Genomic DNA, 25,401 nt, shown 5'->3' with positions numbered 1-25,401 from the left:
CTCCAACATCATTGATCAAAAATAAAAACAAGAATTTTCAAAATTTCCAATCTGGTTTAAAATAAAATTCTCCTTCAACAATCACTTCAAACATAGTGTATAAATAAGCACTCACCTTATAACTCTTGATTTAAGTTAACTCCACAGCAATAACTCCTGGAATTAATTTCATAGCGCTTGCTATATGTGAATTAACTTTGTATCGTTTGGGGAGCGTAATTTCGACCTCCCGTAATCCATCGTCTTGAATAAGAACAAGCCCAACTTCTCCATTCCCCTGAGGATTTAAATTCTGCTCAATTTGCGCAAGCATATCAACGGTCTTTATAAAGAGACGCAGCATTTTATGATTCTGCAATGCTTCCTTTTCCAAAGATTGGACGGTCTCAAGGCGCAAACTCACACCTTCAGAGCGATTTTCCGCACTCACTGTAATGATAAAAGATTTTCCAGGCTCTAGTATTTCTTCATAATCCGCAAGTGCTTCAGAAAAGAGAACTGCTTCGTACTGTCCACTCGTATCAGAAAAATGAATAATCCCCATTTTTTTACCAGACTTTGTTTTACGCACTTGTTTTGCTACGACAGTTCCAGCAAGTCTAGCAGCAGTTGCTCCCCCTTTTACGGCATTAGCAAAATGAAGCCAAGTTTGAACGCGTTTTTTAGCAAGAATAGCTTGATACTCATCTAGAGGATGCGCAGAAAAGTAAAAACCTATTGCTTGAAATTCTCGATGAAGTTTTTCATCTGGTAACCAAGGAGAGGTTTGCGATAAAATCAACGGCTCTTTTAATCCACCCAAAATGCCAAATATATCAATCTGTCCACTAGAATTGTTTTCGAGAATACGAAGCGCACGTGCATGAAGTGTCCCAAGACTTGCCAATAAAACCTCCCGTGCAATATGAAAGCAATCAAAAGCGCCAGCACAAATCAAGCTTTCCATCGCACGCTTATTAACAATACGCGGATCAATACGCTCGCAAAAATCTTCCAAATCCTTAAAAGGTTTATTTCCCCGACAAGCAACAATATGATCAACAACCGCTTCGCCTACACCTTTAATGGCAGCAAGAGAATAATAAATACAGTTATCACCAACTTCAAAAATACGATGTGACGTTTGCACACAAGGTGCAATAACTTTAATACCCAACCTTAATGCTTCACGGCGAAAATCATTTAACTTATCCGTATTTGTCATATCATATGTCATTGAAGCGGCTAAAAATTCAACGGGATGATGTGCTTTCATATAAGCTGTCTGATAAGAAACGATTGCATAAGCAGCAGCGTGCGACTTATTAAAACCGTAATCGGCAAATTTTGCTAAAAGATCAAAAATAATATCAGCCTGATCTTTATCAACACCACCAGCAACAGCTCCATTCACAAAGCGCGTCCGCTGTTGTTGCATTTCTTTATGAATTTTTTTACCCATAGCACGACGTAATAAATCCGCTTCCCCAAGCGAATAACCAGCAAGCACCTGAGCAATCTGCATCACCTGTTCCTGATAGACTATAACACCTTGTGTCTCTTTAATGAGATGATCTATTTTAGGATGAATGGAAGCAATTTCCTCTTCCCCGTGTTTTCGTGCATTATAGGTTGGAATATTCTCCATTGGACCAGGACGATAAAGCGCTACAAGAGCAATAATATCTTCAATCCGATCAGGCCTCATTCCGATGAGTGCTTTACGCATACCAGCACTTTCCACTTGAAACACGCCAACCGTTTCACCACGTGCCATCATAGCATAAGTCGCTTCATCATTGAGAGGGATATTCGACAAATCTATTTTGCTCCCCTTTCGTGCAACAAAATCTGCCGCCATTTTCAAAACAGTAAGGGTTTTTAAGCCAAGGAAATCAAATTTGACGAGCCCTGCCTGTTCAACATATTTCATGTTAAATTGTGTCACAGGCATATCGGAACGAGGATCACGATACATCGGAATAAGTTCTGAAAGCGGTCGATCACCGATAACAATCCCTGCAGCATGGGTTGATGCATGACGATAAAGCCCCTCCAACTGAAGCGCAATATCTAATGTACGCCCTATGAGGGGATCTTTTTTCTTTTCTTCCTCAAATTTAGGTTCATCCTTAATAGCATCAGCCAATTCAACCTGACTTCCAGGTGTAGCAGGAACGAGTTTTGTAAGATAATCCACCTGCCGATAAGGTACTTCTAAAACACGCCCAACATCACGCAATACCGCACGTGCTTGCAATTTACCAAAGGTAATGATTTGCGCAACTTGATCACGACCATATTTTTTTTGAACATACTGAATCACCTCTTCGCGACGCTCTTGACAAAAATCGATATCAAAATCCGGCATCGACACACGATCAGGATTAAGAAAACGTTCAAAGAGAAGAGAAAAACGCAATGGATCAACATCAGTAATAGTCAACGCATAAGCAACCAGTGAACCAGCACCAGAACCACGCCCTGGACCAACAGGAATATCATGGGCTTTTGCCCATTTTATAAAATCTGAAACGATAAGAAAGTAGCCTGAAAATTGCATACGTGTAATAATGGACACTTCATAATCAAGCCGCTCTTCATAATCTGTAACAGTATATCCTTCAGCCAGTCCAATTGTCTCAAGGCGCATTTTCAAACCAGCTTTAGCTTGATTTAACAATTCACTATCTTCTACTTCTAAAGTACAGTTTGAATCAACAGACTTTTCTATAAAACGAGGCAAAATGGGTTTTCGAACTGGGGTAGCGATATGGCAACGCAAGGCAATTTCAACACTGTTCTCCAGAGCTTCTGGAAGATCAGAAAACAGTGCCACCATTTCATCTTGTGATTTCAAATAATGATCTGGTGTCACACGTTTACGCTCTGGATTAGAGACAATTTGTCCTTCTGCCACTGCCATCAGTGCATCATGGGCTTCATAGCCTTCTTGATTCAGAAAAAAAGCTTCGTTGGTTGCAACAAGAGGAATTTCATATTGATACGCCAACTCAATAAGCGCAGCTTCTACTTGTTGATCAAAAGAGCCATGTCGCTGTAATTCTACATACAGACGATCAGCAAAGATTTTTTTTAAAGAAATTAAGCGTTCAGCAGCCCGTTCTTTTTTCCCTTCTGCCAAAGAGAAATTAATAGGCCCTCCCTTTCCTCCCGTTAAAGCAATGATTCCTTCACTATGCGCTGACAACCAATCAATTTTGATATGAGGAGGATCAGTATCGCACTTATCAAGATAAGCACGACTGACAAGACGAACCAAATAGGCATAACCGATCTCGCTAGCCGCTAACAAAACAACAGAGCAGAAATGAGCAGGATGACGCCCTTGAGTAAAACGTGCATTATCCTCTTCATCAGCAAAATCAACAGTGAGCTGACAACCAATAATAGGTTGTATACCATGAGAAAAACAATATTGCGAAAATTCCAAAGCACCAAATAAATTATTTGTATCGGTAATAGCAACCGCTGGGGTATGATCTGAAATGGCATGTTGAATAATTTGTGGAATTTTCAAAGCCCCTTCAAGAAGTGAATAAGCAGAGTGCACTCTCAAATGAATAAAGCGAGGAAGAGATTTTTTTTCATCTCGTATTTTACTTTTATCTTTTTTCACTCTCACAGTTTCCTACTCTAAAATAAATGTCAAATTATACCCTTATCTGCCTTATAATAGAGAATACTTTAATTTACTCGTCCTTAAATTTATAGGCTCATCCCTCTGCATACGAGTAAGATATTGCAATTCTATTGCGATTTATAAAAGGCTTTTATCAAAAAAATATCTCTATTCACAGCTAATAAACAGACAAAAAGAAAAAGCAAAAAATCGGATAGAATATATTGAATAATACCTCTCTTTTTTGTACTTTTTTATTTTATGTATTCTTTAAATATGAAGCTTTTTTTCTTAAAGCTCAAAATGTAAATAAACTCTCTTTTTCTTCGATGACTTATCCCCAAAAAGCTCTTTTAAAGCACTAGAAAAAACAAAAAGAGCAAGGTAAATTTGCTTATGCTTCCAAGCCTTATTGCTCCCTTTTTTAATTCTATTCGTACTCTTTCTGGGGTTACACCTAAAATCTATAGCTTATTGGCAAAAGTCTTAAATATTAATCCCACGCAACACGAACCCACCCTCATGGATCTTCTTCAATTAATGCCTTATTCCGCTATAGATCGCAGAACGCGTCCCAATATTGCTGAGGCCCAAGAAGGGAATACCGTTACACTCGAAATTGTTATTGATCAGCATCAGCCACCACCAATGGGACGTAACCGATTACCCTATCGGGTTACGGCACATGATCCAACAGGAAAAATGAATTTAGTCTTTTTTCATGCTCAACCCGCTTGGTTGAAAAGACAACTACCGGAAGGAAAAAAAGTCATTGTATCAGGCAAAGTGGAACGTTTTAATGGACAACTTTCAATGATCCATCCCAATCATATCATAGCAAGCGAACAATCAAATCAAATTCCCTTGATAGAACCCGTTTACCCTTCTACCGCTGGACTATCGGCAAAAACACTAAGGCATATCATACAACATGCCCTTGATTCTCTTCCTCTCTTACCAGAATGGATAGAAGAAAACATCAAAAAGCAGCAAAATTTTTGCTCTTTTTCTGTTGCTTTACGCCGTATTCATACACCCATGGATCCCAATGATTTAGCTCTAGAAAGTGCGGCACGCAAACGCCTTGCCTATGATGAATTGCTCGCTTGTCAACTGGCTCTTGGACTCGTGCGTTTGAAAACCAAGTCTCTCTCCGGAACCTCTCGACCATCAACAGGAATTTACACGAAAAAATTGCTGCAATCCCTTCCCTTTCAACTGACAAATGGACAAACAAAAGCGATACATGAAATTGCAAAGGATATTGCTTCAGCAGAGCCGATGTTAAGGCTACTTCAAGGGGATGTAGGCGCAGGAAAAACCGTCGTAGCACTGATGGCAATGGCACAAATTGCTGAGAATTCAGGACAATCAGCTTTAATGTCGCCAACGGAAGTTCTCGCTAGACAACATTTTGCAACAATTGCACCTCTTGCTGAAAAGATTGGTTTACAAACAGTTCTTTTAACAGGGCGAGAAAAAGGAAAGCTACGCAAAAATATTTTGAACGCTATTCACTCAGGCCAAGCTTCTTTTATCATTGGAACCCATGCCCTCATACAAGAGAGTGTTTCCTATCATAATCTTTCTTTAGCCATTATCGATGAACAACACCGTTTTGGTGTACATCAACGCCTTGCTTTAACGGCAAAAGGCCATAAACCTGATATGCTTGTCATGACTGCTACTCCAATTCCACGCACGCTCGTCTTAACAGCTTTTGGAGATATGGATATTTCACAGCTCACAGAAAAACCAGTGGGACGACAACCCATTACAACAGCAACACTTTCTCTAAAACGTATTGATGAACTCATAGAACGAATTACCGTTGCATTAGAAAAAGGAGAAAAGCTCTATTGGATTTGTCCTTTAGTGGAAGAATCAACAGCTCTAGAGCTTACTTCTATTGAAAGCCGCTTTGCTATTCTCCAAGAGCGATTTGGAACACGTGTTGGTATGATCCACGGCAAAATGTCAACGGATGAAAAAGAAGCAGCCATGACATCCTTTAAATACGGAAATATCAATATCTTAGTTGCAACAACCGTCATTGAAGTAGGCGTAGATATTCCAGATGCTTCAATCATCGTCATCGAACATGCGGAACATTTTGGTCTTTCACAACTCCATCAATTGCGTGGACGTGTTGGACGAGGAGAGAAAAAATCCTCCTGTATTTTGCTCTACAAAGATCCCTTAACAAAAACAGCTGCAACACGCCTTAATATTATACGTAGTACCGAAGATGGTTTTAAAATCGCTGAAGAAGACTGGCGGCTAAGGGGAGAAGGAGAGCTTTTAGGCACACGACAATCTGGTATGCCCGAATTTCACATAGCAAACCTTGCCGTACATAGTAATCTTTTATTATTAGCCAGAAGAGATGCGCGTTTATTTCTGCAACGTGATCCTCATCTGTCTTCAGAGCGAGGACAAGCCTTACGTTTACTGCTTTATCTTTTCGGAAAAGATGATGCTACACGTCTCTTACGAGCAGGATAATAATAAAAAAGCCCTTCAACCAAAATGAAAAATTTTATTCAAAAGCTTTCTCTACAGTTTGTTCTCCCACGACCTTCCTCACATAGAGTATACTGAAAAACTCTTGTTCGCATTCTCAAAATTATAGAGTCACACAAACCAAACTCTCTTTTCCCATATCCAAGATTCTACTATTCTCGCATGAAGACAGGCGCATAGCATATTCTTTCTACATTTTCCTCTTCACACATCTAGACCTTCTTTTGACATGCCCAAAAATATTTCTGTATTCAATATCCTTATTTAATTGAATAAAGTACTGATTTATAATAATAATTCATGTTTTCCCATATTGAATGAAAGAGCCCAATATTTCATTTTTCCCCTTTCAAACCCATTGATATTCCCCCCTCTTACACATCACAAGCGGAACTAGCGCGTGAATAAAAATTGTACAAGAAAGGACTGAAAATGTCCTTTTATGAACCGCCTTAGCTGCCAAAAACTGTCGCTATATTGAAAGCTGACAAAGAATATGACGGTGCCGATTTTTTCCTTCATAAGCCTAAAGATGGTCGTTGCTCAACAGCTTTATCACAATGCTATTTACGGACGCTGTCGCAAAAATGAGCTGAAAAACATTGAAATTTAATAAATACACAAATACGCAACACATTGGCGCTCTGTTTTACGTGAGGTGCATGCCACCATTAAAGAACGTGAGAAACACAAGCGTGAAGCAATATATCATCTCTATTCTGTAAAAAATAAATAACCACTCTTAAGTCATCTTTTGTATTCTTAAAATTCTTCCTGCAAAACTTCAAAATACAAAATCATTTTCACTCAACAGTGACAGATTTTGCTAAATTACGCGGTTGATCAACATCTGTTCCTAATAAAACAGCTGTATGGTAAGCAATTAACTGAATAGGTAAAGCATAAATAATAGGTGTAATAAGTTCTGGAATATCAGGTAAAATGATTGTTGATAAAGTATCAAGATGAACTGCTTCTGCCCCTCTCTTATCCGTGATCAAAATAATACGCCCTTTTCGTGCTGCCACCTCTTGCATGTTAGAAACAGTCTTTTCAAACCACCGATCATAAGGTGCAACAACAATCACTGGGATTGTCTCATCCACCAACGCAATTGGTCCATGCTTTAACTCACCCGCAGCATACCCTTCAGCATGAATATAAGAAAGCTCTTTCAGTTTAAGTGCCCCCTCTAAAGCAATAGGATAAGAAGTTCCACGCCCAAGATACAGGACACCTTTTGCATGCGCTAAATCACGACAAATATGTTCAATCTTATCCTCCAGCTTTAGAACCTCATTTAAAATACGCGGAATTTCTGCCAATTGTTGAACAAACTGATGCTCCGCCTCCTCTGAGAGATATCCCCGTTGCTTAGCGGCTCCAAGCGCCATTGCGGCAAGCGTTGTTAACTGACAGGTAAAAGCTTTTGTAGAAGCAACACCAATTTCTGGTCCAGCGCGCGTTGGTAGAATAAAATCAGCTTCTCTTGCCATTGTTGATTGCTCAACATTCACAATTGTCGCGGTTTTTACATCACGTTCACGACAATAACGCAAAGAAGCTAATGTATCGGCTGTTTCACCAGATTGAGAAACAAATACCGATAATACATCACAAGTGAGAGGGGGTTCACGATAACGAAACTCTGAAGCGACATCATTATCAACACTTAAAGCAGCAAATTTTTCAAACCAGTAGCGCGCGACTAAGGTTGAATAATAAGCCGTTCCACAGCTTGCAAAAACGATCCGATTAATATTTTTCCAATCAATTGCATTCTCAAATGAGCGAACCGTATGGCTTCCAAGGTCAAGATAATGCGCTAAATTATGAGAGATCACTTCAGGTTGTTCAAACATTTCCTTATGCATGAAATGTCGATGATTCCCCTTAGAAACCAATAAATTTCCTTCCAACAATGTTGTCATAGGACGTTTTACCGGTTGATTATCCGTATCATAAATTGTTACCCCCTCTCGTGTCAAAACAGCCCAATCACCATCTTCCATATAACTAATACGATTGACGAAAGGTGACAAAGCAATAGCATCCGATCCAACAAAAAATTCATCTTTTCCATAGCCAATTGCTAGTGGTGGTCCAGAACGAGCAGCAATCATAAGATTATCTTCACCCTCAAAAATAACAGCAAGTGCAAAAGCACCTTGCAATCTTTTCCAGCTTGTGCGCATGGCTTCCTGTGGAGAAAGACCACTGTTTAATGCGCGCGTAATTAAATGTGCAATAACCTCCGTATCTGTCTCTGTTTCAAAGCGATAACCATCTTCAATAAGCTCCCTTTGCAATTCTACAAAGTTTTCAATAATGCCATTATGAACAATCGCCAGCTTTTCTGTTACATGAGGATGCGCATTTCGCTCCACAGCAACTCCATGGGTTGCCCAACGCGTATGGCCAATTCCTAAATTTCCTTCTAAAGATATTTTTTTTAATTTTTCTTCTAAATGAACAAGCTTGCCTTCTGCGCGTACGCGATAAATCTTTCCCTTATGAACTGTTGCAACCCCCGCGGAATCGTACCCTCTGTACTCAAGACGCTTTAAACCATCAACTAAAGAGGATGTAACACATCTTTTGCCAAGAATTCCGATAATCCCACACATTTAAAAACTCCAACTCACATCTGAGATTTATATAATCTCATAAAACAATCAAAATATCTTCATTTTAAACTTTAAGATCTCAAATAAATAAAATAGGGAAAGTAAGATCTAAAATAAGCCTCCTACAAAATTTGAGATCATCTCAAAACAAAGAAAAGAGACTGAAAACGATCACTTTTTCTGTTTATCTGCTAATAAACGCGCACGCAATTTCGTTGCATAATCCTTTTTCGTCACTTGTCGTGCACGTCCAAAAGCCATACTATTCATAGGAACATTTTCAGTGATAACACTTCCTGAAGCAATGTAAGAACCATTCCCTATTATTAAGGGAGCAACAAGTGCTGAATTAGATCCAACGAAAGCATGATCACCAATCGTGGTTTTATATTTATGAACACCATCATAATTACAAGTAATAGTCCCAGCTCCGATATTGCTATATGTACCAATTTCTGCATCCCCCACATAACTCAAATGATTAATTTTAGAGAATTCTCCTACTCTCGCTTTTTTGACTTCACAAAAATTTCCAACCTTTACTGACCGTGCTAACTCTGTCCCAGGACGCAAACGTGCATAGGGCCCAATCTGCGCATTCATACCAACAAGCGCCCCCTCTAGATAACTAAAGGCATGAATAACCGCACCAGACTGTACTTTTACCCCTTGCCCAAAATAAACATTTGGCTCAATGACAACACCAGGTTCAATCTCTGTGTCATAAGAAAAATAAACAGTCTCTGGTTTAAGAATTGTCACACCAGATAACATGAGATCACGTGCTTTACGCTTTTGCCACAAAGCATCAGCCTCAGAAAGTTCAAAACAGTTATTAATCCCGACAATATTTTCAAAAGGCACTTCGACAACACGAATATCTAATCCTTCACGCGCAGCAATAGCAACAATATCCGTGAGATAATATTCTTGCTTCGCATTATTATTACCAACCTTGCCTAAAAGAGAAAGCGCATGCTTTCCCTGAAGAGCAAATATTCCCCCATTACAAAAAGAGAGCTTTTTTTCTTCATCGCTGGCATCTTTTTCTTCTACGATCGCGATAAGTTTACCATTTTTCTCAACAAGACGCCCATATCCCGTTGGCTCTAGAGCGTGAAAACCAGCCACAACCACATCTGCTCCACCAGCAAGTTGTGCACGAATTTGTTGCAATGAATTTTGCTCAATCAAAGGAGTATCAGCAAAAACGATAAGCACATCATCAACCCCTTTCTGCAAAGCTGCGCGAGCAGAAAGAGCAGCATGAGCCGTTCCCAAACGCTCTCCTTGTTCAAAAATCATTGCATTTTTTGCAAAAGACTGAACAATTTCCGTAACATCTTGAGCACCAAATCCCACAACGACAGCTAATTGCGAAGTCCCTGCCGCTTCTATTTGTTTGATGACATGGCATATAAGAGGCAATCCAGCAATTTTATGCAACACTTTAGGAAGAGACGATTTCATCCGCGTCCCTTCACCTGCTGCAAGAATAATAGAAAGACAATTTTTAACCATAAAAACACATAAAACTAACGAGAAAATCCAAAAAAACTTATAATATCATCCCAACGAAGAGCTTCAACATAACTCAAAGAAGGATAATGTTCCAAGAGCCAGAAGGAAAGATCTTGCATAGAACCTGTTAAAAATAAAATACCGCTCATAACTAAAAAAAGACCAATAACTTTTTCAACTTTTCCTAAATGAATACGAAAAGCTCCTAAAAATCTCATAAAACTGCTGGAAAAGAGAGCTGCTAAAATAAAAGGTACTCCAAGACCTAATGCGTAAACTCCCAAAAGAAATGCTCCCTCACCTACAGTCTCTTTTGTCCCAGCCAAAGTTATGACAGGTCCCAATATTGGACCAATACAGGGTGTCCAACCAAATGCAAAAGCTAAACCAATAACATAAGCCCCTAAAGGACCAGCAGGCATTCCTCGTGTTTGAAAACGTGCTTCACGAAATAAAACAGCAATCTTGAAAAGACCCAAAAAATTTAAACCAAAAATGATGATGATAATTCCAGCAGCAATTGCAAACCAATCTCGGTAATAACCGATAAACTTACCAATTGTGCTTGCACTAGCACCCAAAGCAATAAAAACCGTTGTAAAACCAAGCACAAAAGCAATAACAGAAGATAGAAGCCCCCATCGTATAAACGTCTTCCCCTGATGTTTTTCTGAACGAAAATCATCAATACCAATCCCTGCCATATAGCATAAATAAGGGGGAACTAATGGCAAAACACAGGGTGATAAAAAAGACAATGCACCTGCAAAAAAAACACCAACTGTTGAAATTTCTACCACCAAAACCCTCCACCCATCTCTCATTATCCTTTATGCGATAAACTGCTCTTAATCCACTTCCTCATCGATTCGTTGCATATTTTGTGCATTTGCTACCACATTTATTTCCGCATCATGGCCAGAAACAACAGAAAAAACTTTCTGGTAAATTTTATCCTGATTTTTAGCAATCGCAATATACTCACCCTCAGCTAATACGAGTGAAACATAAGCGCCAACCGTCTCATAAACAATATCGCCAGAATCATTGGTAATAGACCAACTTGTATCTGCAAGCGCTTCGCCTCCTTCTTGCCGTACCAACTTTAAGATAATTTGAGCAGCTTGATGTTCAAGAGTGACTTCTGTAATTTTCCCTGTATCTACTTGGACATCAGAACGAGCAGTAGCATTAATAGAACCATAATGGGAAGCAACATGATAACGGCCAGCTTTCAAACGCACAATTGATTGAGCACTAATATTTGATAAAATAACGCCAGTTTCATCATTTTCTTTTTCATCCTCATAAAGAGTAAAACGCAATTCCTTTTCATTGATGATACCATTGAGCAATGTAGCATTTAAAATAATGCCACCAGCATCAAGGATAAAATTCTTTACAAGATTTTGTCCACTTTCTAAATCTATATGCTGTACTGCACTCGCATGACCAAATGAGAGATGAACAAGATAGCTTCCTGGTTCTAAATCAAAATGGGCACTCCCCCCCTCATAAGTTGCAATGAGTGGTAATTTATTATCAATCCCTAAGATGGGTGCATAAACCCGCCATATGAGCCCTTTTACAATATCTTCCTTCTTATTTTTTAATCGAGCATGCAAAATAAGCTGGCTTTGAGCAACAAAATTCTCTTTATTCTCTTTTTCATAATCTGCTTCATGATCTGGAGATGTTATCATAAAGCTTTTTAATTGTGTCTGTTGGTAATCTTTCCCTTCTTCAGAAAAGGCGCTATGGCTCCAAATCAATACACCAAACACCACGCACAACCACCGGCTCAATCTTTTCGTAAAAACACCCATTTTTATATTGTTGACCAAACTGTTCATTTTTTCAAGAAACAATATCACAAAGTCATCACTCTCAAATTGAAAAACTCACACCACACCCACACGATGAAACAGCATTAGGATTGTGAATTTGAAAAGACTGTCCCATAAGATCGTCAACAAAATCAATTTCAGCCCCTTCCATGAAGGGAAGGGATAATGAATCAATAAAGACAATTGCCCCATCTTTTTTCAGAACGAGATCATTCTCACACATTTCAGAAACCAAACTATATTTATAAGAAAAACCGGAACACCCACCGCCTTCAACGGAAATACGTAATCCTATTTTATCGGGTTCACTCAAAAGTATCTGAGCAATTTGCTTGGCAGCAACATCTGAAATATTCACACGCATTCTGTATATCCTTGCATTAAACTATCAAGAAAGAGTATTGTTAACTAAAAAGAAGTTAATAAACCAACCTCAATTTTAAGATGAGAATGGACAGCTTGCAATGGATATAAGTAATATTAATTCCCAAGCTCGAGCGGTCTACAGTACCAATCCGCACACAAGCCGTGGGAGATTATTTTACGAAACTACAAATACCCTACGCTCACCGTTTCAACGAGATAGAGATCGTATTATTCATTCTAATGCATTTCGACGCCTCAAACACAAAACACAAGTGTTTATCGCTGATGAAAGTGATCATTATCGTACACGGCTGACGCATTCAATAGAGGTTTCTCAAATTGCACGAACATTAGCCCGTGCCCTTTGTCTTGATGAAGACCTTGCCGAAGCCATTGCTCTTGTTCACGACTTTGGGCATACGCCTTTTGGTCATGCAGGAGAAGATGCCCTCAATGAAGCAATGGCACCTTATGGTGGCTTTGACCATAATGCACAAGCGTTACGCATTGTCACAAAGCTAGAACAACGCTACGCAAATTTTGATGGATTAAACCTCACATGGGAAACGCTCGAAGGACTTGTAAAACATAACGGTCCCCTTTTAGGTCCTTATGCAAACCAAAAAGAAATTCCTATTGATATTCTACAATACAATGCAAAGCAAGATCTTGAGCTTGACTGTTTTGCGGGACTAGAAGCACAATGTGCTGCTATTGCTGATGATATTGCTTATAATGCGCATGATATTGATGATGGACTCCGTTCACAATTTTTAACACTTGATCAGTTCGAACAAGTTTCACTAACAGCAAAATTATTACAGGATATTACAGACGAACATCCACAACTCGATCAAACTCGTCGTGGTTACGCACTAGTACGAAGACAGATAACGATCATGGTTGAAGATGTCATAAAACAATCACAAAAAAAACTAGCACAAATCAAACCCACAAGCAGCAATGATGTTCACCACGCAAAACAAACCATTGTTACCTTTTCCCCCACAATGGCCATTTATGAAAAAGAACTCAAAGATTTCCTGTTTAAAAATCTTTATTACCATGATCAAGTTCTTAGTCGTCGTAACGCAGCAAAATGCATTGTCCAAAAATTATTCGACTATTATTATAAAAAACCAGAGAACCTGCCTGAAAATTGGTGCAAAAAAACAGTGCACTTAACGAATCATGAGTTAGCACGTCATATTGCGGACTTTTTGTCAGGGATGACCGATCCCTATGCTCTACGTGAATATCACCGTTTATTTGACTATACAGATAATTTCATTTAACTGCTTTTGAATACCATGATGGAAGTTGAATATGAATCTCTTTAAAAACTTCGAGAAAAAAATTAAAAAATCACTTGAGTCATCTGATATAAAAGGAAAAAATGGTGAAGGTTTAGATTTATCAAAAATCACTGTTGACCCTCCACGCGATTCTTCCCATGGTCATTTATCAACCAATGCGGCTATGGTGCTTGCCAAGTCTATTGGATTAAATCCTCGAACACTTGCGGAAAAAATTATCAATCTTCTTAGAACTGACCCCTCTATTGAGCATATTGATGTTGCCGGTCCTGGTTTTATTAATATAAAGCTGACCAAATCATTTTGGCAAGATATTATAAAATCGATGCTTGAATTAGGTCTTTCCTATGGTCGTATCTCCATGGGGCAAGGAAAACGTATCAATGTTGAATATGTATCAGCAAATCCAACGGGACCAATGCATGTGGGACATTGCCGAGGTGCTGTAGTAGGAGATGTTCTTTCCAATTTGCTGCAATTTGCCGGCTATGACATTACAAAAGAATATTATATAAATGATGCCGGTCAACAAATCGAAATACTCGCTCACTCTGTACTCTTGCGTTATCGCGAGGCTCTTGGAGAAAAAATCAATGAAATTCCAGAAGGTCTCTATCCTGGTGAATATTTGATACCCTTAGGACGAGCACTTGTTCAAGAATTTAGTGACCAATTGCTTACTATGGAAAAAGAGAAAGCTCTATCTATCATAAAAGAACGTGCCATTCATGCCATGATGTCAATGATTCGCGAAGATTTAGCAGCCCTTAATATTTATCACGATATCTTTTTCTCAGAGCGAATGCTTTACGCAGATGATGCGCGCGCTATTCGTAATACGATTAATGACCTCACCTTAAACGGTTATATCTACAAAGGCAAACTCCCACCACCCAAAGGGCAAACTGTAGAAGACTGGGAACCAAGCGAACAAACTTTATTCCGTTCAACAGATGTAGGAGATGACCAAGATCGTGTCTTAATTAAATCTGATGGTTCTTACACTTATTTTGCTGCGGATGTTGCGTATTTTCATGATAAATTCAATCGTCATTTTGATGAAATGATTTATATTTTAGGAGCAGATCACGCTGGTTATGTAAAGCGGTTAGAAGCGATGGCAAAAGCAATTTCTGGCGATAAAGCCAAATTGAGCGTTTTCTTATGCCAATTAGTCAAGCTCTTTCGCAATGGTCAACCTGTACGCATGTCAAAGAGAGCGGGATCATTTGTCACTCTGCGTGATGTTGTAGAAGAAGTCGGGCGCGATCCAGTTCGTTTTATGATGCTCTATCGCAAATGTGAAGCCCCCCTTGATTTTGATTTTGCAAAAGTAACAGAACAATCGAAAGATAACCCTATTTTTTACGTGCAATATGCAAATGCACGCTGTCATTCAGTCCTCCGTCAAGCACGAGAAATTCTTCATATTGAAAATCTTCCAAATGATACAATAATCACGCACCTGAACCGATTAACAGACGATAATGAAATATCCTTAATACGCAAATTGTCTGAATATCCACGTATCATTGAACAGTCAGTCATTCATAAAGAACCTCATCGATTGGCATTTTACCTCTATGATCTGGCTTCCAGCTTTCATACCCATTGGAATAAAGGAAGTGATAATCTGAATTTACGCTTTATTCAGCCTGATGATAAGGAACTATCGCTTGCCAGATTGGGCTTAGTACAAGCTGTCATAAATATTTTATCATCAGGACTTACAATTATAGGAGTCGAAGCCCCAATAGAAATGCGTTGAAAAAGTTCTATAATGACATAAAATGAGTACTTTATTAATAAACTTTTTCGTATATTTTGATAGAGAGGGGAAAATTGTAATTAAGATAACAAATCAAAATTAACCATTTATTGCACGCAAATGCAGATCATCATGTGAGAAAAGCTATGAGCGATAATGATCGCAAGAATCCACACGAAATGAAACAAGATCATGAACATCATGATCCTTTAGAGAGACTTACGCGAATTTTTAATCCGCACAAACAAAGCGAAAGTCGAAATGATCACTCTCCTATACAGACTGATCAAACGATGTCTCATTCCTCTAAAGCTCCATCCCCTTCTGAAACTCCATCCTATGATGATTTTGATTTGTCCTTCCTAGAAGCAGAACTGGAAAATAATTTAACGAAAGACTTCCCCTTTGATGATCAAAAGAAGCAGCACAACTTACACACAACCGCCGGTGAACCAGTCTTAGATATTGCATCAACTTCTTCTTTCGAGCCTTTAGAAAGAAAGAGCTTTTTACTTAAAAGAGAAAACTCTTTACCTATGGATCATGATGAAGAACAAATTTTAGATGCACTTTCTCCGTTACCTATCGCCAAAAATCAATCACCTCAAAAGGGCAATACCTCTTTTGAAAAAAGTACTTTTAGTGCACAATCAAAAGATTCTTTTCTTGATGAAGCAAATGAATATGCAAACAAGAAAATCACAACGGATTACCGCGAACAAGTTGATCGCTTTTCATCAACAATCTCGCCACAGGAAAATCAGAAAAATACTGTAAACATACAACAAAATGATGATGACAAGCAAAACTTCTACGATGCTTCTGTGCAACATCCCTATAAAGTTTCAAGCAATGAAAAAAATCGACTTCAAGAATATCGTCCTGATGTTTTTCCCCCTTCTACAGACGTATTCTTGTCTTCTTCTCATCTTATTGTAGAGAAAGAAGATACTGGAAGAAATGAGACAAGGAGAAATTTCTCATCACCCTTAGATACAACACAGATGAGCAAACATTCAGATGTAAAAGACTTCCCCCAAGAGCATCATACGACCAATGAGCCTCATTTTTATGAAGAAGAATCCTTACAACAAGAAACTTATGCTGAAAAAACTCTAAAATATAATGATACTCAAACCGAATATATCAATGCCCCTGAAAATATCTCTGCGCAAAGCAATACAAAAGAAAGTTTCTATAATCAAAATAATTTAAAAGATAGACGCTCCTCATCGGAAGCTTTTGCGACCAGACAAAGGGACAGTTTCTTTGCTCATAACTATACGCATAGAAACACTCCACCTCCAGGTGTCGATACTTATAAATTTGCAGAAGAACTCGTAGAAAGAACTGGACCAATTATGGTGCCTGAAGTTCCCTATGAAGCTCCAGAATATGACATACCGACGGATGGTTTAAAAGAAGAATTTGCTGATGTTCTCAATGTTGGACGTGTTTCAGAGGAAACTTTTTCGCGGCAGCAACAACAAAATGAAGTTTTCAATGAAGTTTTTCATCGAACCATGCAAAATCCAAGAGAAAGAGAAGATGCGTATACAAATTCCCAAAATCAAAATTCCAACTCTTTTCCCACGGACAATATGGAATATAACTCTTCCTCTTTTACTGAAAAGCCATCATACGAAGATCGAGATGAAACATCGACTTATGCATCATCTCCTCCTCCTATAAAAAGTTTTATTGTTGGGAAAACTCTTATCAAAAGTGCTCTTCTTCTTATTTTAATAGCCATTGGTTTTGTTGGTTATTCTCATTTTTTTACGCCATCACAAAAAAATGAAGAGACCCCTATTATCCATGCTGACAATACACCTTTCAAATTCAAACAAGAATCAACTGAACCGAAGGATGATGTTGGCCATAATTTAGATGTTTATAAACAAACAACTGAGCAAAATGAAAAGCAAGAAAATACACAACAATTCCTTATTGATAATTCTGAACAGCCTGAAGACTTAGCAGAAGTAAACCAACAAGAAACGACAGATTCTTTATCTCCTTCTTTTGCTGAATCCGATGTCGATGATGCGGTAACCGAAGCCATCAATCACACTATTCCAACAAGAGAAGTACAAACTGTTATTGTAAACCAAGATGGCACAGTTGTATTAGCGCCAAGGAATTCCCCAGAAGGAAAAAATGCTCATGATACAAAAGAAACGAATGATCAAATAACGGAAGAGAAATTTCAAGATTCGTCTCCTATTGCTTCGCACGAATCCGATATAAAGCACAAAGAGACAGAAGAGAAGCTGATGGGTGATATCGATGCAATAATAGCGGAAAATACTTCTCATTCTGATATTGAAGAAAAGTTTATACCGGTGCCTTCACATGCAGAAAAAAATACACATGATTCTTCTCATCCAACGCTCTCAAACAAAATAGGCATACAAAATGCAGAAAATTATTACGTACAACTTGCATCCCAACCAACCCATGAACTCGCTAGGGATTCACTGAAAAAAATGAAATCGAGATTTGGATCCCTTATCGGTACTCGTCCTCTAAATATTCAATCTGCTCTCATACCAGGAAAAGGAACCTATTATCGTGTTCGAATTCAAACGCAAAACCGGAATGATGCCATAAGCCTTTGTGAAAATATCAAAAGTTATGGAGGAAGTTGCTTCATCACACGCTAAAGAGAAGAATGCAACGGCATTGAAAACCGTTGCATTATTGATGCTTAGAGCAATTACTTTATCGCCAACTTTAGGAGTTAAAATCTATCTGATCCCTTTTTCCATAGATTGTAGATCATATTACTCTTTACCCCATGTTGGATTTGTCCCCTCTCAAGGGGTTTGTTCATGAGATAAAGGCAATCCCTGATCCTTATAGGTATAAGGTACTGGAGATGTTGGATTTAAATCTTTTTTCGGAGTTGTTATTGTTTGGCTTGATTCCGTCGTATTATAGTGAGATACATGTTCAGGAGACCTTTCAAAAAAAGATCCTAAAAAACCGAAAATAAGCCAGAGTAAAAAAAGCGCTAAAAGAATGGCAAGGATACCTTTACCAATTGCATTACGCTGCTCACGCTCTTTCTGTTCTTCAGAAAGACGTTCCTCGTATGTGTGGTAATTTCTATCAATCATAGTAAATTCCTTTTCTAAACTCCCCTACCTTCAAGTTATAAGATATACATATATGAAATTATTAGACACTTTTTAGGAAACGACCAATATGTATAAAGGTTCCTGATGATTTGATAAAATTCAGAAGGAAGACACAAAAACAGCAACAAAGCATCTCTCAATAACCCTTCTTTTAATTTATAATAAAGCATTGACACAACTAATTTGCTAATAATAAAGTGCTCCATTAAAAGAATTCCTTTATTTTTTATAATATAAAATATCTAGAAATAAAGCACATCGCAAAAGGTTTTACTTATGAGCTCTCCTGCATCATCAATTCCGTTTAAAATAGAACAACATCCATCACCTTTCTCAGATGAAAAACGTGAGCGTATTCTTCAAGATCCTGGTTTTGGGCAGTTTTTTACAGATCACATATGTACCATCCAATGGACTAAAACCAAAGGTTGGCATAACGCTGTTATTTCTCCATACAAGCCTTTAGAGATTAGCCCAGCAAGTGCTGTTTTGCATTATGCGCAAGAAATTTTTGAAGGTTTAAAAGCATATCGCGCAAAAGACGGGCGTATTTTATTGTTTCGCCCTGACGCCAATGCACAACGCTTCATAGAATCAGCAAAACGCTTAGCTATGCCTGAGTTGCCAGAGGACATTTTTTTAGAAGCTGTTCATAAATTGGTAAGAATTGATCAAAAATGGGTTTCTGGAAGTCCAAATGCTAGCCTCTACATACGTCCATTTATGTTTGGCAATGAAAACTTTTTGGGCGTTCGCCCTTCTGAAGAATATCTTTTCTGTATCGTAGCATCTCCGGTTGAATCATATTTCAAAGGAGAAGAGAGATCTGTCAGCGTATGGATTGAAACAGATTATAGCCGTGCTGGTCTGGGAGGAACAGGTGCAGCAAAATGTGGAGGGAACTATGCAGCAAGCTTACTTGCACAAAAAATCGCAACTGAAAATAATTGTAGCCAAGTACTCTTCCTTGACATGGTTGAACATAGATGGATTGAAGAGCTTGGTGGTATGAATGCTTGCTTTATTATGGCAGATAATACACTTGTAACACCTGCACTAACTGGCACTATTCTTCCAGGAATAACACGTCATTCAATTTTACAATTAGCTCAACAAATGGGATTAGCGATAGAAGAACGTCCTTATTCTTTTGAATCCCTTAAAGAAGATGCACGAAGTGGTCATCTTAAAGAAGCCTTTGCTTGTGGTACAGCAGCCGTTATTACATCAATTGGTCATTTCAAATATAAAGGTGGTGAATTCGTTATCGGAGATGGAATGGTTGGTGAGATAACAAAACAACTCCGCACACAGCTTGTTGAGCTTCAAAAAGGCGATAGAGAAGATAAAAATGGTTGGGTACACTCTGTCAAACTCTCATCATAGAAAGATCATCTCTAAACATAACCGCCAACACTTCCCATGAGTCTATTTCTTAGCAAGCTCATGGAAGTGTGCCTCCCCAACAGATGATTTTTGTTTTTGAAGAGCTACAGCAAAAACAAGGGGTTAATCAAACTTTGAATAATCCCTATGCTGTGCTTTAATATTGCGGATGGTGCCCGTATGCGAACGCATTACAAGGGTTTCTGTCTGAATATAACGAGAAGTAAATTTAACACCAGAAAGCATATTGCCGTCCGTGACACCTGTTGCAGAAAATAACACGTCCCCCTTTACCATTTCTTCCATTGTGTAAATTTTATTAGGGTTATCGATCCCCATTTTGGCTGCACGCGCGATTTTTTCGTCTGTATCAAGCAGCAAACACCCTTGCATCTGTCCACCAATACAACGTAAGGCTGCAGCGGCTAACACACCCTCTGGAGCTCCACCAATCCCCATATAGATATCAATACCCGTTTCCTCTGAATCAGTTGTATCAATAACAGCTGCAACATCCCCATCACCAATTAAACGAATTGATGCACCTGTTGCGCGCACTTCATCAATCAGTTTTGTATGGCGAGGACGATCCATAATACAAACAGTAATCTGATTAACGCTCACACCCCGAGCTTTAGCAAGAGCGTGAATATTATCAGCAGGATGCGCATCTATATCAACAATCCCCTTTGGATAACCAGGACCAATAGCAATTTTTTTCATATAAACATCAGGAGCATAAAGGAGGTTCCCCTTTTCAGCAATGGCAACCACTGCTAAAGAATTAGGAAGATTTTTTGCACAAATTGTCGTTCCTTCAAGTGGATCAAGCGCGATATCAATCGCCAGTCCATTTTGTAAACCGACTTTCTCTCCAATATACAACATAGGAGCTTCATCGCGTTCACCTTCGCCAATAACCACTGTTCCATCAATAGGCAACTGATTAAGTTCCTGACGCATGGCATCCACAGCAGCTTGATCAGCAGCCTTTTCATCACCACGTCCACGCCAGCGTGCCGCAGCAACAGCAGCACGTTCAGTTACGCGTACCAATTCAAGTGTTAAAATACGATCAAGCCCATTTAAAATTTTCTGAGTTGCTGGCATATAAAATTCCTACTGAAAAAGCAATACAACAGATACTAGCATTTATTACTAAATATCTAAATATAAAGAAGAACGCTTTTGACAAAGATGCGTACTTTCCACAAGAGAAACAGTACTCCAGCCTTTATTTGTCATCATAAACAAATTACCAGTTCTATCCTATAGGTTCAATACGAATGAATTGAGATTTTGCAACAAGATGTCCATCTTTTTCAATTGCAGCAAGCGCTTTGCGTACATTCACTTCCGTTGTCTCATGCGTTATTAAAATAATTGTTTTGACTATCTGGCTTTCTACAAAAGGCCTTTGAACAATCGACTCTAATGAAATGTAATTATCAGCCATATGCTTTGCAACCGCTGCAAAAACCCCAGCACGATCATGAACATTTAAACGAATAAAATAACCACCTGCATGATGAGAAATACGCGCTTTTTTGTGCGGAGCAAGGCTCAACGCTGGACTTCTTAAAACAGGTGCATACTGAAAATGAGGATGTGTTTTCGCTATATCAGCTAAGTCACCAATAACCGCTGATGCTGTTGCCACTCCCCCAGCACCGGGACCAGAAAATAAGAGTTCACCCAATAAATCACTTTGAATAGAAAGAGCATTGGTCACACCGTGAATCTGCGCAATCATTGATGATGTTGGTACCATTGTGGGGTGAACACGCTGTTCAATTCCAGTATCGGTCTTTAAAGCAACTCCTAAAAGCTTAATCCGATATCCCAATTCATCAGCAGCACGGATATCAACCTGCGAAATATTGCTAATTCCTTCAACATAAACATCATCTAACGAAACGGTCGTTCCAAATGCCAAACTTGTCAATAAAGCTAACTTATGAGCAGTATCATGACCTCCAATATCGAAAGTGGGATCCGTTTCAGCATAACCAAGCCTCTGTGCATCTTCCAAACAATCCTTAAATGAAAGACCTTCTGTAAACATGCGCGTTAATATATAGTTGCATGTACCATTAAGAATGCCATAAATCCGCGATATTTGATTACCAACAAGTGATTCTCTCATCGCTTTAATGACAGGGATTCCCCCTGCAACGGCGGCTTCAAAATGAAGGAACACACCTTTCTTTTCTGCATTAACAGCAAGTGCCACCCCGTGTTTGGCGAGAAGCGCTTTATTAGCAGTAACAACGTGATGCCCAGCCTCAAGCGCCTTATTAACAGCTGTATACACAACCTCTAATTCGCCACCAATGAGCTCAACAAAAACATCAATCTCATGAGAAGCAGCCATTTCTACAGGTGAATCAAACCATTTTACATCACTCAAATCAATGCCACGGTTACGGCTTTTATCACGCGCACTAACCGCAACAATTTTAATTGCACGTCCACATTGGTCAGCCAAACTATTGGATTTTTCACGTAAAATTCGAATAACTGAACTACCAACAGTACCAAGCCCCGCAATACCAACCCTTAAAGCCTCTCTCATTATCTAACTGCTTATCCCTATCTTCTCTAAAGCTTATCCCTATCTTCTCTAAAAAATATTTAAATAACCTGCTAATCAATCCAAATAACACTTATAACCAGTATGATCTAAAGAAGTCCCCCATTTTATCTAAACCAATTTTTACCCTCGTACAACAGCACCACTCATATAACCAAAATTCTTAAAACACTAACATTTCTTTTTCTCAAATCTTTTCTCAAAAATGAAGAATCTCTATAAAATGCTTATTTTAAATATTGAAAATGCCATGAGAGCATAAAAATCTTAACTACGCCCCCCATCCTTCTTTATATATTTCTCTATAGATTGCTCACAAACACTCTTATGGAAATATCCGATATTCTCAACAGGATTTTACATTGCATAAAACTATAATTCATCTATTTTCAATAGAAAAACATATCCGCTAGTCTAACATTTTTTAATATATTCCATGTAGACTATTGCAAACATTCTCAATGGGAACTGTTAAATCTATAGATGCAGATTTTATCAACAAATTATATCAAAAAACAGTTCTATTTTAAAAAACAAAACTTTATTCATAAAAACTAAACTAATAAACAAAGCAAAAAATCCAAAGACAAGTAATGCCCAGTGAAAAACACTCAAGTTTTGAAAAATGAAAAAGATGAATATAATAAAATAGAAGTGAAGACTACATACCCTGCTAGCGTCATATAATTTAAACGTCTGTTCCTACATTCAAACGTCTTAATAAATCTTATCTCAAAACAGGAACCATAAGCTTGGCTTATATATAACGCGATCCTCAAATATTGCCGAATGATGTCCACGCCTAATTAAATTAATTTCTCCATGTACAGAAACCTTCAAACAAAAAGATTTTAAATATAGGAAAGAGCAAGAAGTGTTAAACTTTTATTCTCTTCCAAAAATCTCCTCATTTAACTGCATAAAGTAAACAGAGAAAAATGATTATTTATTCCACTTTTCAGAGAAGCATAGCGAAAAATAATCTCATAAAATATGTTTTTTTCAAAAAAATCACGCAGAGGGCTTGCGAATTAAAAAGATCCTCTCTATAAGCCTCTTCATTGGTTTGCGCCCATCGTCTAGCGGTCAGGACGCCGCCCTTTCACGGCGGAAACAGGGGTTCGATTCCCCTTGGGCGTACCATACTTCTTTTTCTCTTAAATAACATATTGATTTCTCATATGTTTTAAGAGGTAAGGGATACCCGAATAAAAGTAAGGGAATAGGATTCTCAATATACCTCTCAATTATTGCGAATCAGAACTTCTTTCCGAGGTCTTTTTTTGCTATTTCTCTAACTCTTCGTGAGCCATTTTTTCACGTGTGAGAGACTATTTTCTAGCGCCTCCATAAAACGAGCTAAATCGATTACAAACATGAAGACAATAAGGGCAATCCACTTCATAATACGTGACATCATCTTTATGCCTTGATACGTCTCTATCATCTCATGAAGGAGCTGTTGTTCCGTTTCTGTCAGTTGTTTGGTGTTATCTTCTTTCTTGGACATCTTTCCAACCACATTCCTGCGCTCCCTGTTGATTATGTTTCAATATATCTCTTGCTAGGTTGGAACTGATGACCTGAACATCTTGTTTATCCAAATAAATGGGCAACCAACCAACACAAGAAACAGATCTATTTGCTGCGCACCCAACGAGACAGAGCAGCACGCACACTAGAATCACTTTTTTGATTAACTTCATTTTCAACCTCAAGACGTGTTCTCGCTCTCTTTAAGGCTGTCTCTACCTGCTTATGCCGCTCGCTTTGCTTGCCAACATGAAAGGCTTTCGCCAAAGCGATAAAAAAAACGGCTATAGCCGTTAACAGAAGAGACAGATTTCTTTTCACCCAATAAATCACAAGCGCTGTTCCTTAAACCGCTTGGCTACAATCACAACACCTGTGAGCGCCGCTAAAACCATTATCCCTGCCAATGCCCATTGCACTGGTCCATTGCCAACCAAAAGTCCTCCAAACCCAGAACAAGAGCCTATAATCGGGGCAAGCGCCTCTAATTGGAAAAGACCTGCTCTATTCTTGGTTTCCACTGTTTGGTAATTGGAACAAACATAAGAGCCCTTTGCCCATAACCCTGATTCAGCGGCTCTACGGTTAGCTAATCCTTTAAGACGTTTGCCTCCTACCTTATTCCATTTCTGTAATTCCACCGGAACCGATTCGTAATCCCCTTGATTAAGCTTTTTCAATAATGTCGATTGGCAAAAAGCTTTTGTGCCTACATTATAACAAAACGACACCAATGCCGCAAATTGGCTATCTGTTAAGGTAACCGTCACCGATTGGTCTACCGACTTCTCAAATTGCTTTAAGTCCTCACAAAGGATTTCTTCCGCTTGCTCTTTTGTAATACGCATGCCCTTGTGGACCAAAGGTTTGCCCGCATGGCTGGTATGACCGTAACCTATCGTCCAGATGCACGCCGTATCCTTATACGCTTCTAATCGCAAGCCTTCCCATTGTTTAATCAGCTCTAATCCTTCTTGTGAGATCCTTCTCATCTGTTCCTCCATAAAAAAAAGCCCCACATAAGCGGGGCTCGATAAAGTGGTTTTTCAATTATTCTATAAGCTCTTCACTCTTTATTCTCTCTGATCAATTGCTCAACTTCTTCAACTCTAAAGCCAAGTCTATAGAGAGGGGCATATTCACTTTCCTGTAATTC

Annotated in this window: 17 protein-coding genes and 1 tRNA gene; 6 read left to right on the top strand and 12 right to left on the bottom strand. The window is 38.6% G+C overall.

Features of this window, described 5'->3' with window-relative positions; all coding sequences use genetic code 11:
• Positions 1-130: 130 nt before the first annotated feature.
• Positions 131-3,619: a DNA polymerase III subunit alpha gene (dnaE, locus tag PVV64_RS05435; RefSeq protein WP_273760117.1), complete on the bottom strand. Its 3,489-nt coding sequence runs from the start codon at positions 3,617-3,619 to the stop codon at positions 131-133.
• A 399-nt stretch (positions 3,620-4,018) separates the two neighbouring features.
• Between dnaE and recG the strand changes: the two genes are divergently transcribed.
• A complete protein-coding gene (recG, locus tag PVV64_RS05430; protein WP_273760116.1) occupies positions 4,019-6,127 on the top strand; it encodes an ATP-dependent DNA helicase RecG in 2,109 nt (702 codons plus the stop codon).
• 821 nt (positions 6,128-6,948) lie between these two features.
• Here recG and glmS read toward each other — a convergent pair.
• The 5 genes from glmS to PVV64_RS05405 form a co-directional block, all read right to left on the bottom strand.
• A complete protein-coding gene (glmS, locus tag PVV64_RS05425) occupies positions 6,949-8,772 on the bottom strand; it encodes a glutamine--fructose-6-phosphate transaminase (isomerizing) (protein WP_273760115.1) in 1,824 nt (607 codons plus the stop codon).
• A 171-nt stretch (positions 8,773-8,943) separates the two neighbouring features.
• Entirely contained in the window at positions 8,944-10,293 is a 1,350-nt protein-coding gene (gene glmU / locus PVV64_RS05420; RefSeq protein WP_273760114.1) for a bifunctional UDP-N-acetylglucosamine diphosphorylase/glucosamine-1-phosphate N-acetyltransferase GlmU, read from the bottom strand.
• 14 nt (positions 10,294-10,307) lie between these two features.
• Positions 10,308-11,096 carry a cytochrome c biogenesis CcdA family protein gene (locus PVV64_RS05415; RefSeq protein WP_273760113.1) on the bottom strand — a complete coding sequence of 263 codons (789 nt, stop codon included), beginning with the start codon at positions 11,094-11,096 and terminating at the stop codon, positions 10,308-10,310.
• Between the two features lie 45 nt (positions 11,097-11,141).
• Positions 11,142-12,119 carry a carboxypeptidase regulatory-like domain-containing protein gene (locus PVV64_RS05410; RefSeq protein WP_273760173.1) on the bottom strand — a complete coding sequence of 326 codons (978 nt, stop codon included), beginning with the start codon at positions 12,117-12,119 and terminating at the stop codon, positions 11,142-11,144.
• A gap of 61 nt (positions 12,120-12,180) precedes the next feature.
• Positions 12,181-12,504, bottom strand: coding sequence for an iron-sulfur cluster assembly accessory protein (locus PVV64_RS05405; RefSeq protein WP_273760112.1), 324 nt, complete (start codon positions 12,502-12,504; stop codon positions 12,181-12,183).
• Between the two features lie 100 nt (positions 12,505-12,604).
• On the opposite strand from PVV64_RS05405, the gene PVV64_RS05400 reads away from it, so the two are divergent.
• From PVV64_RS05400 to PVV64_RS05390, 3 genes are all read left to right on the top strand, one after another.
• Positions 12,605-13,801: a deoxyguanosinetriphosphate triphosphohydrolase gene (locus PVV64_RS05400; protein WP_273760111.1), complete on the top strand. Its 1,197-nt coding sequence runs from the start codon at positions 12,605-12,607 to the stop codon at positions 13,799-13,801.
• A gap of 31 nt (positions 13,802-13,832) precedes the next feature.
• Entirely contained in the window at positions 13,833-15,590 is a 1,758-nt protein-coding gene (argS, locus tag PVV64_RS05395; RefSeq protein ID WP_273760110.1) for an arginine--tRNA ligase, read from the top strand.
• A 146-nt stretch (positions 15,591-15,736) separates the two neighbouring features.
• Complete coding sequence (locus PVV64_RS05390; protein WP_273760109.1) at positions 15,737-18,256, top strand: SPOR domain-containing protein; 2,520 nt, start codon at positions 15,737-15,739, stop codon at positions 18,254-18,256.
• A 153-nt stretch (positions 18,257-18,409) separates the two neighbouring features.
• Here the strand turns inward: PVV64_RS05390 and PVV64_RS05385 are convergent, their stop codons facing one another.
• Positions 18,410-18,712 carry a hypothetical protein gene (locus PVV64_RS05385; protein WP_273760108.1) on the bottom strand — a complete coding sequence of 101 codons (303 nt, stop codon included), beginning with the start codon at positions 18,710-18,712 and terminating at the stop codon, positions 18,410-18,412.
• Between the two features lie 297 nt (positions 18,713-19,009).
• Between PVV64_RS05385 and PVV64_RS05380 the strand changes: the two genes are divergently transcribed.
• Positions 19,010-20,119, top strand: coding sequence for a branched-chain amino acid aminotransferase (locus PVV64_RS05380; RefSeq protein WP_273760107.1), 1,110 nt, complete (start codon positions 19,010-19,012; stop codon positions 20,117-20,119).
• 123 nt (positions 20,120-20,242) lie between these two features.
• Here PVV64_RS05380 and glpX read toward each other — a convergent pair whose 3' ends face one another.
• Complete coding sequence (gene glpX / locus PVV64_RS05375) at positions 20,243-21,229, bottom strand: class II fructose-bisphosphatase (RefSeq protein ID WP_273760106.1); 987 nt, start codon at positions 21,227-21,229, stop codon at positions 20,243-20,245.
• Between the two features lie 154 nt (positions 21,230-21,383).
• Positions 21,384-22,694, bottom strand: coding sequence for a homoserine dehydrogenase (locus PVV64_RS05370; protein ID WP_273760105.1), 1,311 nt, complete (start codon positions 22,692-22,694; stop codon positions 21,384-21,386).
• A gap of 1,086 nt (positions 22,695-23,780) precedes the next feature.
• Here PVV64_RS05370 and PVV64_RS05365 point away from each other — a divergent pair.
• A tRNA-Glu gene (locus PVV64_RS05365) sits at positions 23,781-23,855 on the top strand.
• Between the two features lie 151 nt (positions 23,856-24,006).
• Here the strand turns inward: PVV64_RS05365 and PVV64_RS05360 are convergent.
• The 3 genes from PVV64_RS05360 to PVV64_RS05345 all read right to left on the bottom strand — a co-directional run bounded on the left by PVV64_RS05360 (position 24,007) and on the right by PVV64_RS05345 (position 25,237).
• Positions 24,007-24,234, bottom strand: a complete 228-nt coding sequence (locus tag PVV64_RS05360; protein WP_273760104.1) for a hypothetical protein — start codon at positions 24,232-24,234, stop codon at positions 24,007-24,009.
• A 116-nt stretch (positions 24,235-24,350) separates the two neighbouring features.
• Positions 24,351-24,578, bottom strand: coding sequence for a hypothetical protein (locus PVV64_RS05350; protein ID WP_273760102.1), 228 nt, complete (start codon positions 24,576-24,578; stop codon positions 24,351-24,353).
• The gene (locus PVV64_RS05345; protein ID WP_273760101.1) at positions 24,575-25,237 is read right to left on the bottom strand and encodes a lysozyme; all 663 of its coding nucleotides are present in this window, start codon (positions 25,235-25,237) and stop codon (positions 24,575-24,577) included. The genes PVV64_RS05350 and PVV64_RS05345 overlap by 4 nt, the downstream gene beginning before the upstream one ends.
• Positions 25,238-25,401: the final 164 nt, after the last annotated feature.

The sequence above is a fragment of the Bartonella sp. ML70XJBT.G genome (genome assembly GCF_028618575.1).
Lineage (GTDB): Bacteria > Pseudomonadota > Alphaproteobacteria > Rhizobiales > Rhizobiaceae > Bartonella.
Note: the sequence above shows the minus strand (reverse complement) of the source record. Positions and strands in the feature narration are given on the sequence as shown.

Coding starts and splice junctions, on each gene's coding strand:
- recG (WP_273760116.1), top strand. CDS start 4,019: ATGCTTCCAAGCCTTATTGCTCCCTTTTTTAATTCTATTCGTACTCTT.
- glmS (WP_273760115.1), bottom strand. CDS start 8,772: ATGTGTGGGATTATCGGAATTCTTGGCAAAAGATGTGTTACATCCTCT.
- glmU (WP_273760114.1), bottom strand. CDS start 10,293: ATGGTTAAAAATTGTCTTTCTATTATTCTTGCAGCAGGTGAAGGGACG.
- PVV64_RS05410 (WP_273760173.1), bottom strand. CDS start 12,119: ATGGGTGTTTTTACGAAAAGATTGAGCCGGTGGTTGTGCGTGGTGTTT.
- PVV64_RS05405 (WP_273760112.1), bottom strand. CDS start 12,504: ATGCGTGTGAATATTTCAGATGTTGCTGCCAAGCAAATTGCTCAGATA.
- PVV64_RS05400 (WP_273760111.1), top strand. CDS start 12,605: ATGGATATAAGTAATATTAATTCCCAAGCTCGAGCGGTCTACAGTACC.
- argS (WP_273760110.1), top strand. CDS start 13,833: ATGAATCTCTTTAAAAACTTCGAGAAAAAAATTAAAAAATCACTTGAG.
- PVV64_RS05390 (WP_273760109.1), top strand. CDS start 15,737: ATGAGCGATAATGATCGCAAGAATCCACACGAAATGAAACAAGATCAT.
- PVV64_RS05385 (WP_273760108.1), bottom strand. CDS start 18,712: ATGATTGATAGAAATTACCACACATACGAGGAACGTCTTTCTGAAGAA.
- PVV64_RS05380 (WP_273760107.1), top strand. CDS start 19,010: ATGAGCTCTCCTGCATCATCAATTCCGTTTAAAATAGAACAACATCCA.
- glpX (WP_273760106.1), bottom strand. CDS start 21,229: ATGCCAGCAACTCAGAAAATTTTAAATGGGCTTGATCGTATTTTAACA.
- PVV64_RS05370 (WP_273760105.1), bottom strand. CDS start 22,694: ATGAGAGAGGCTTTAAGGGTTGGTATTGCGGGGCTTGGTACTGTTGGT.
- PVV64_RS05345 (WP_273760101.1), bottom strand. CDS start 25,237: ATGAGAAGGATCTCACAAGAAGGATTAGAGCTGATTAAACAATGGGAA.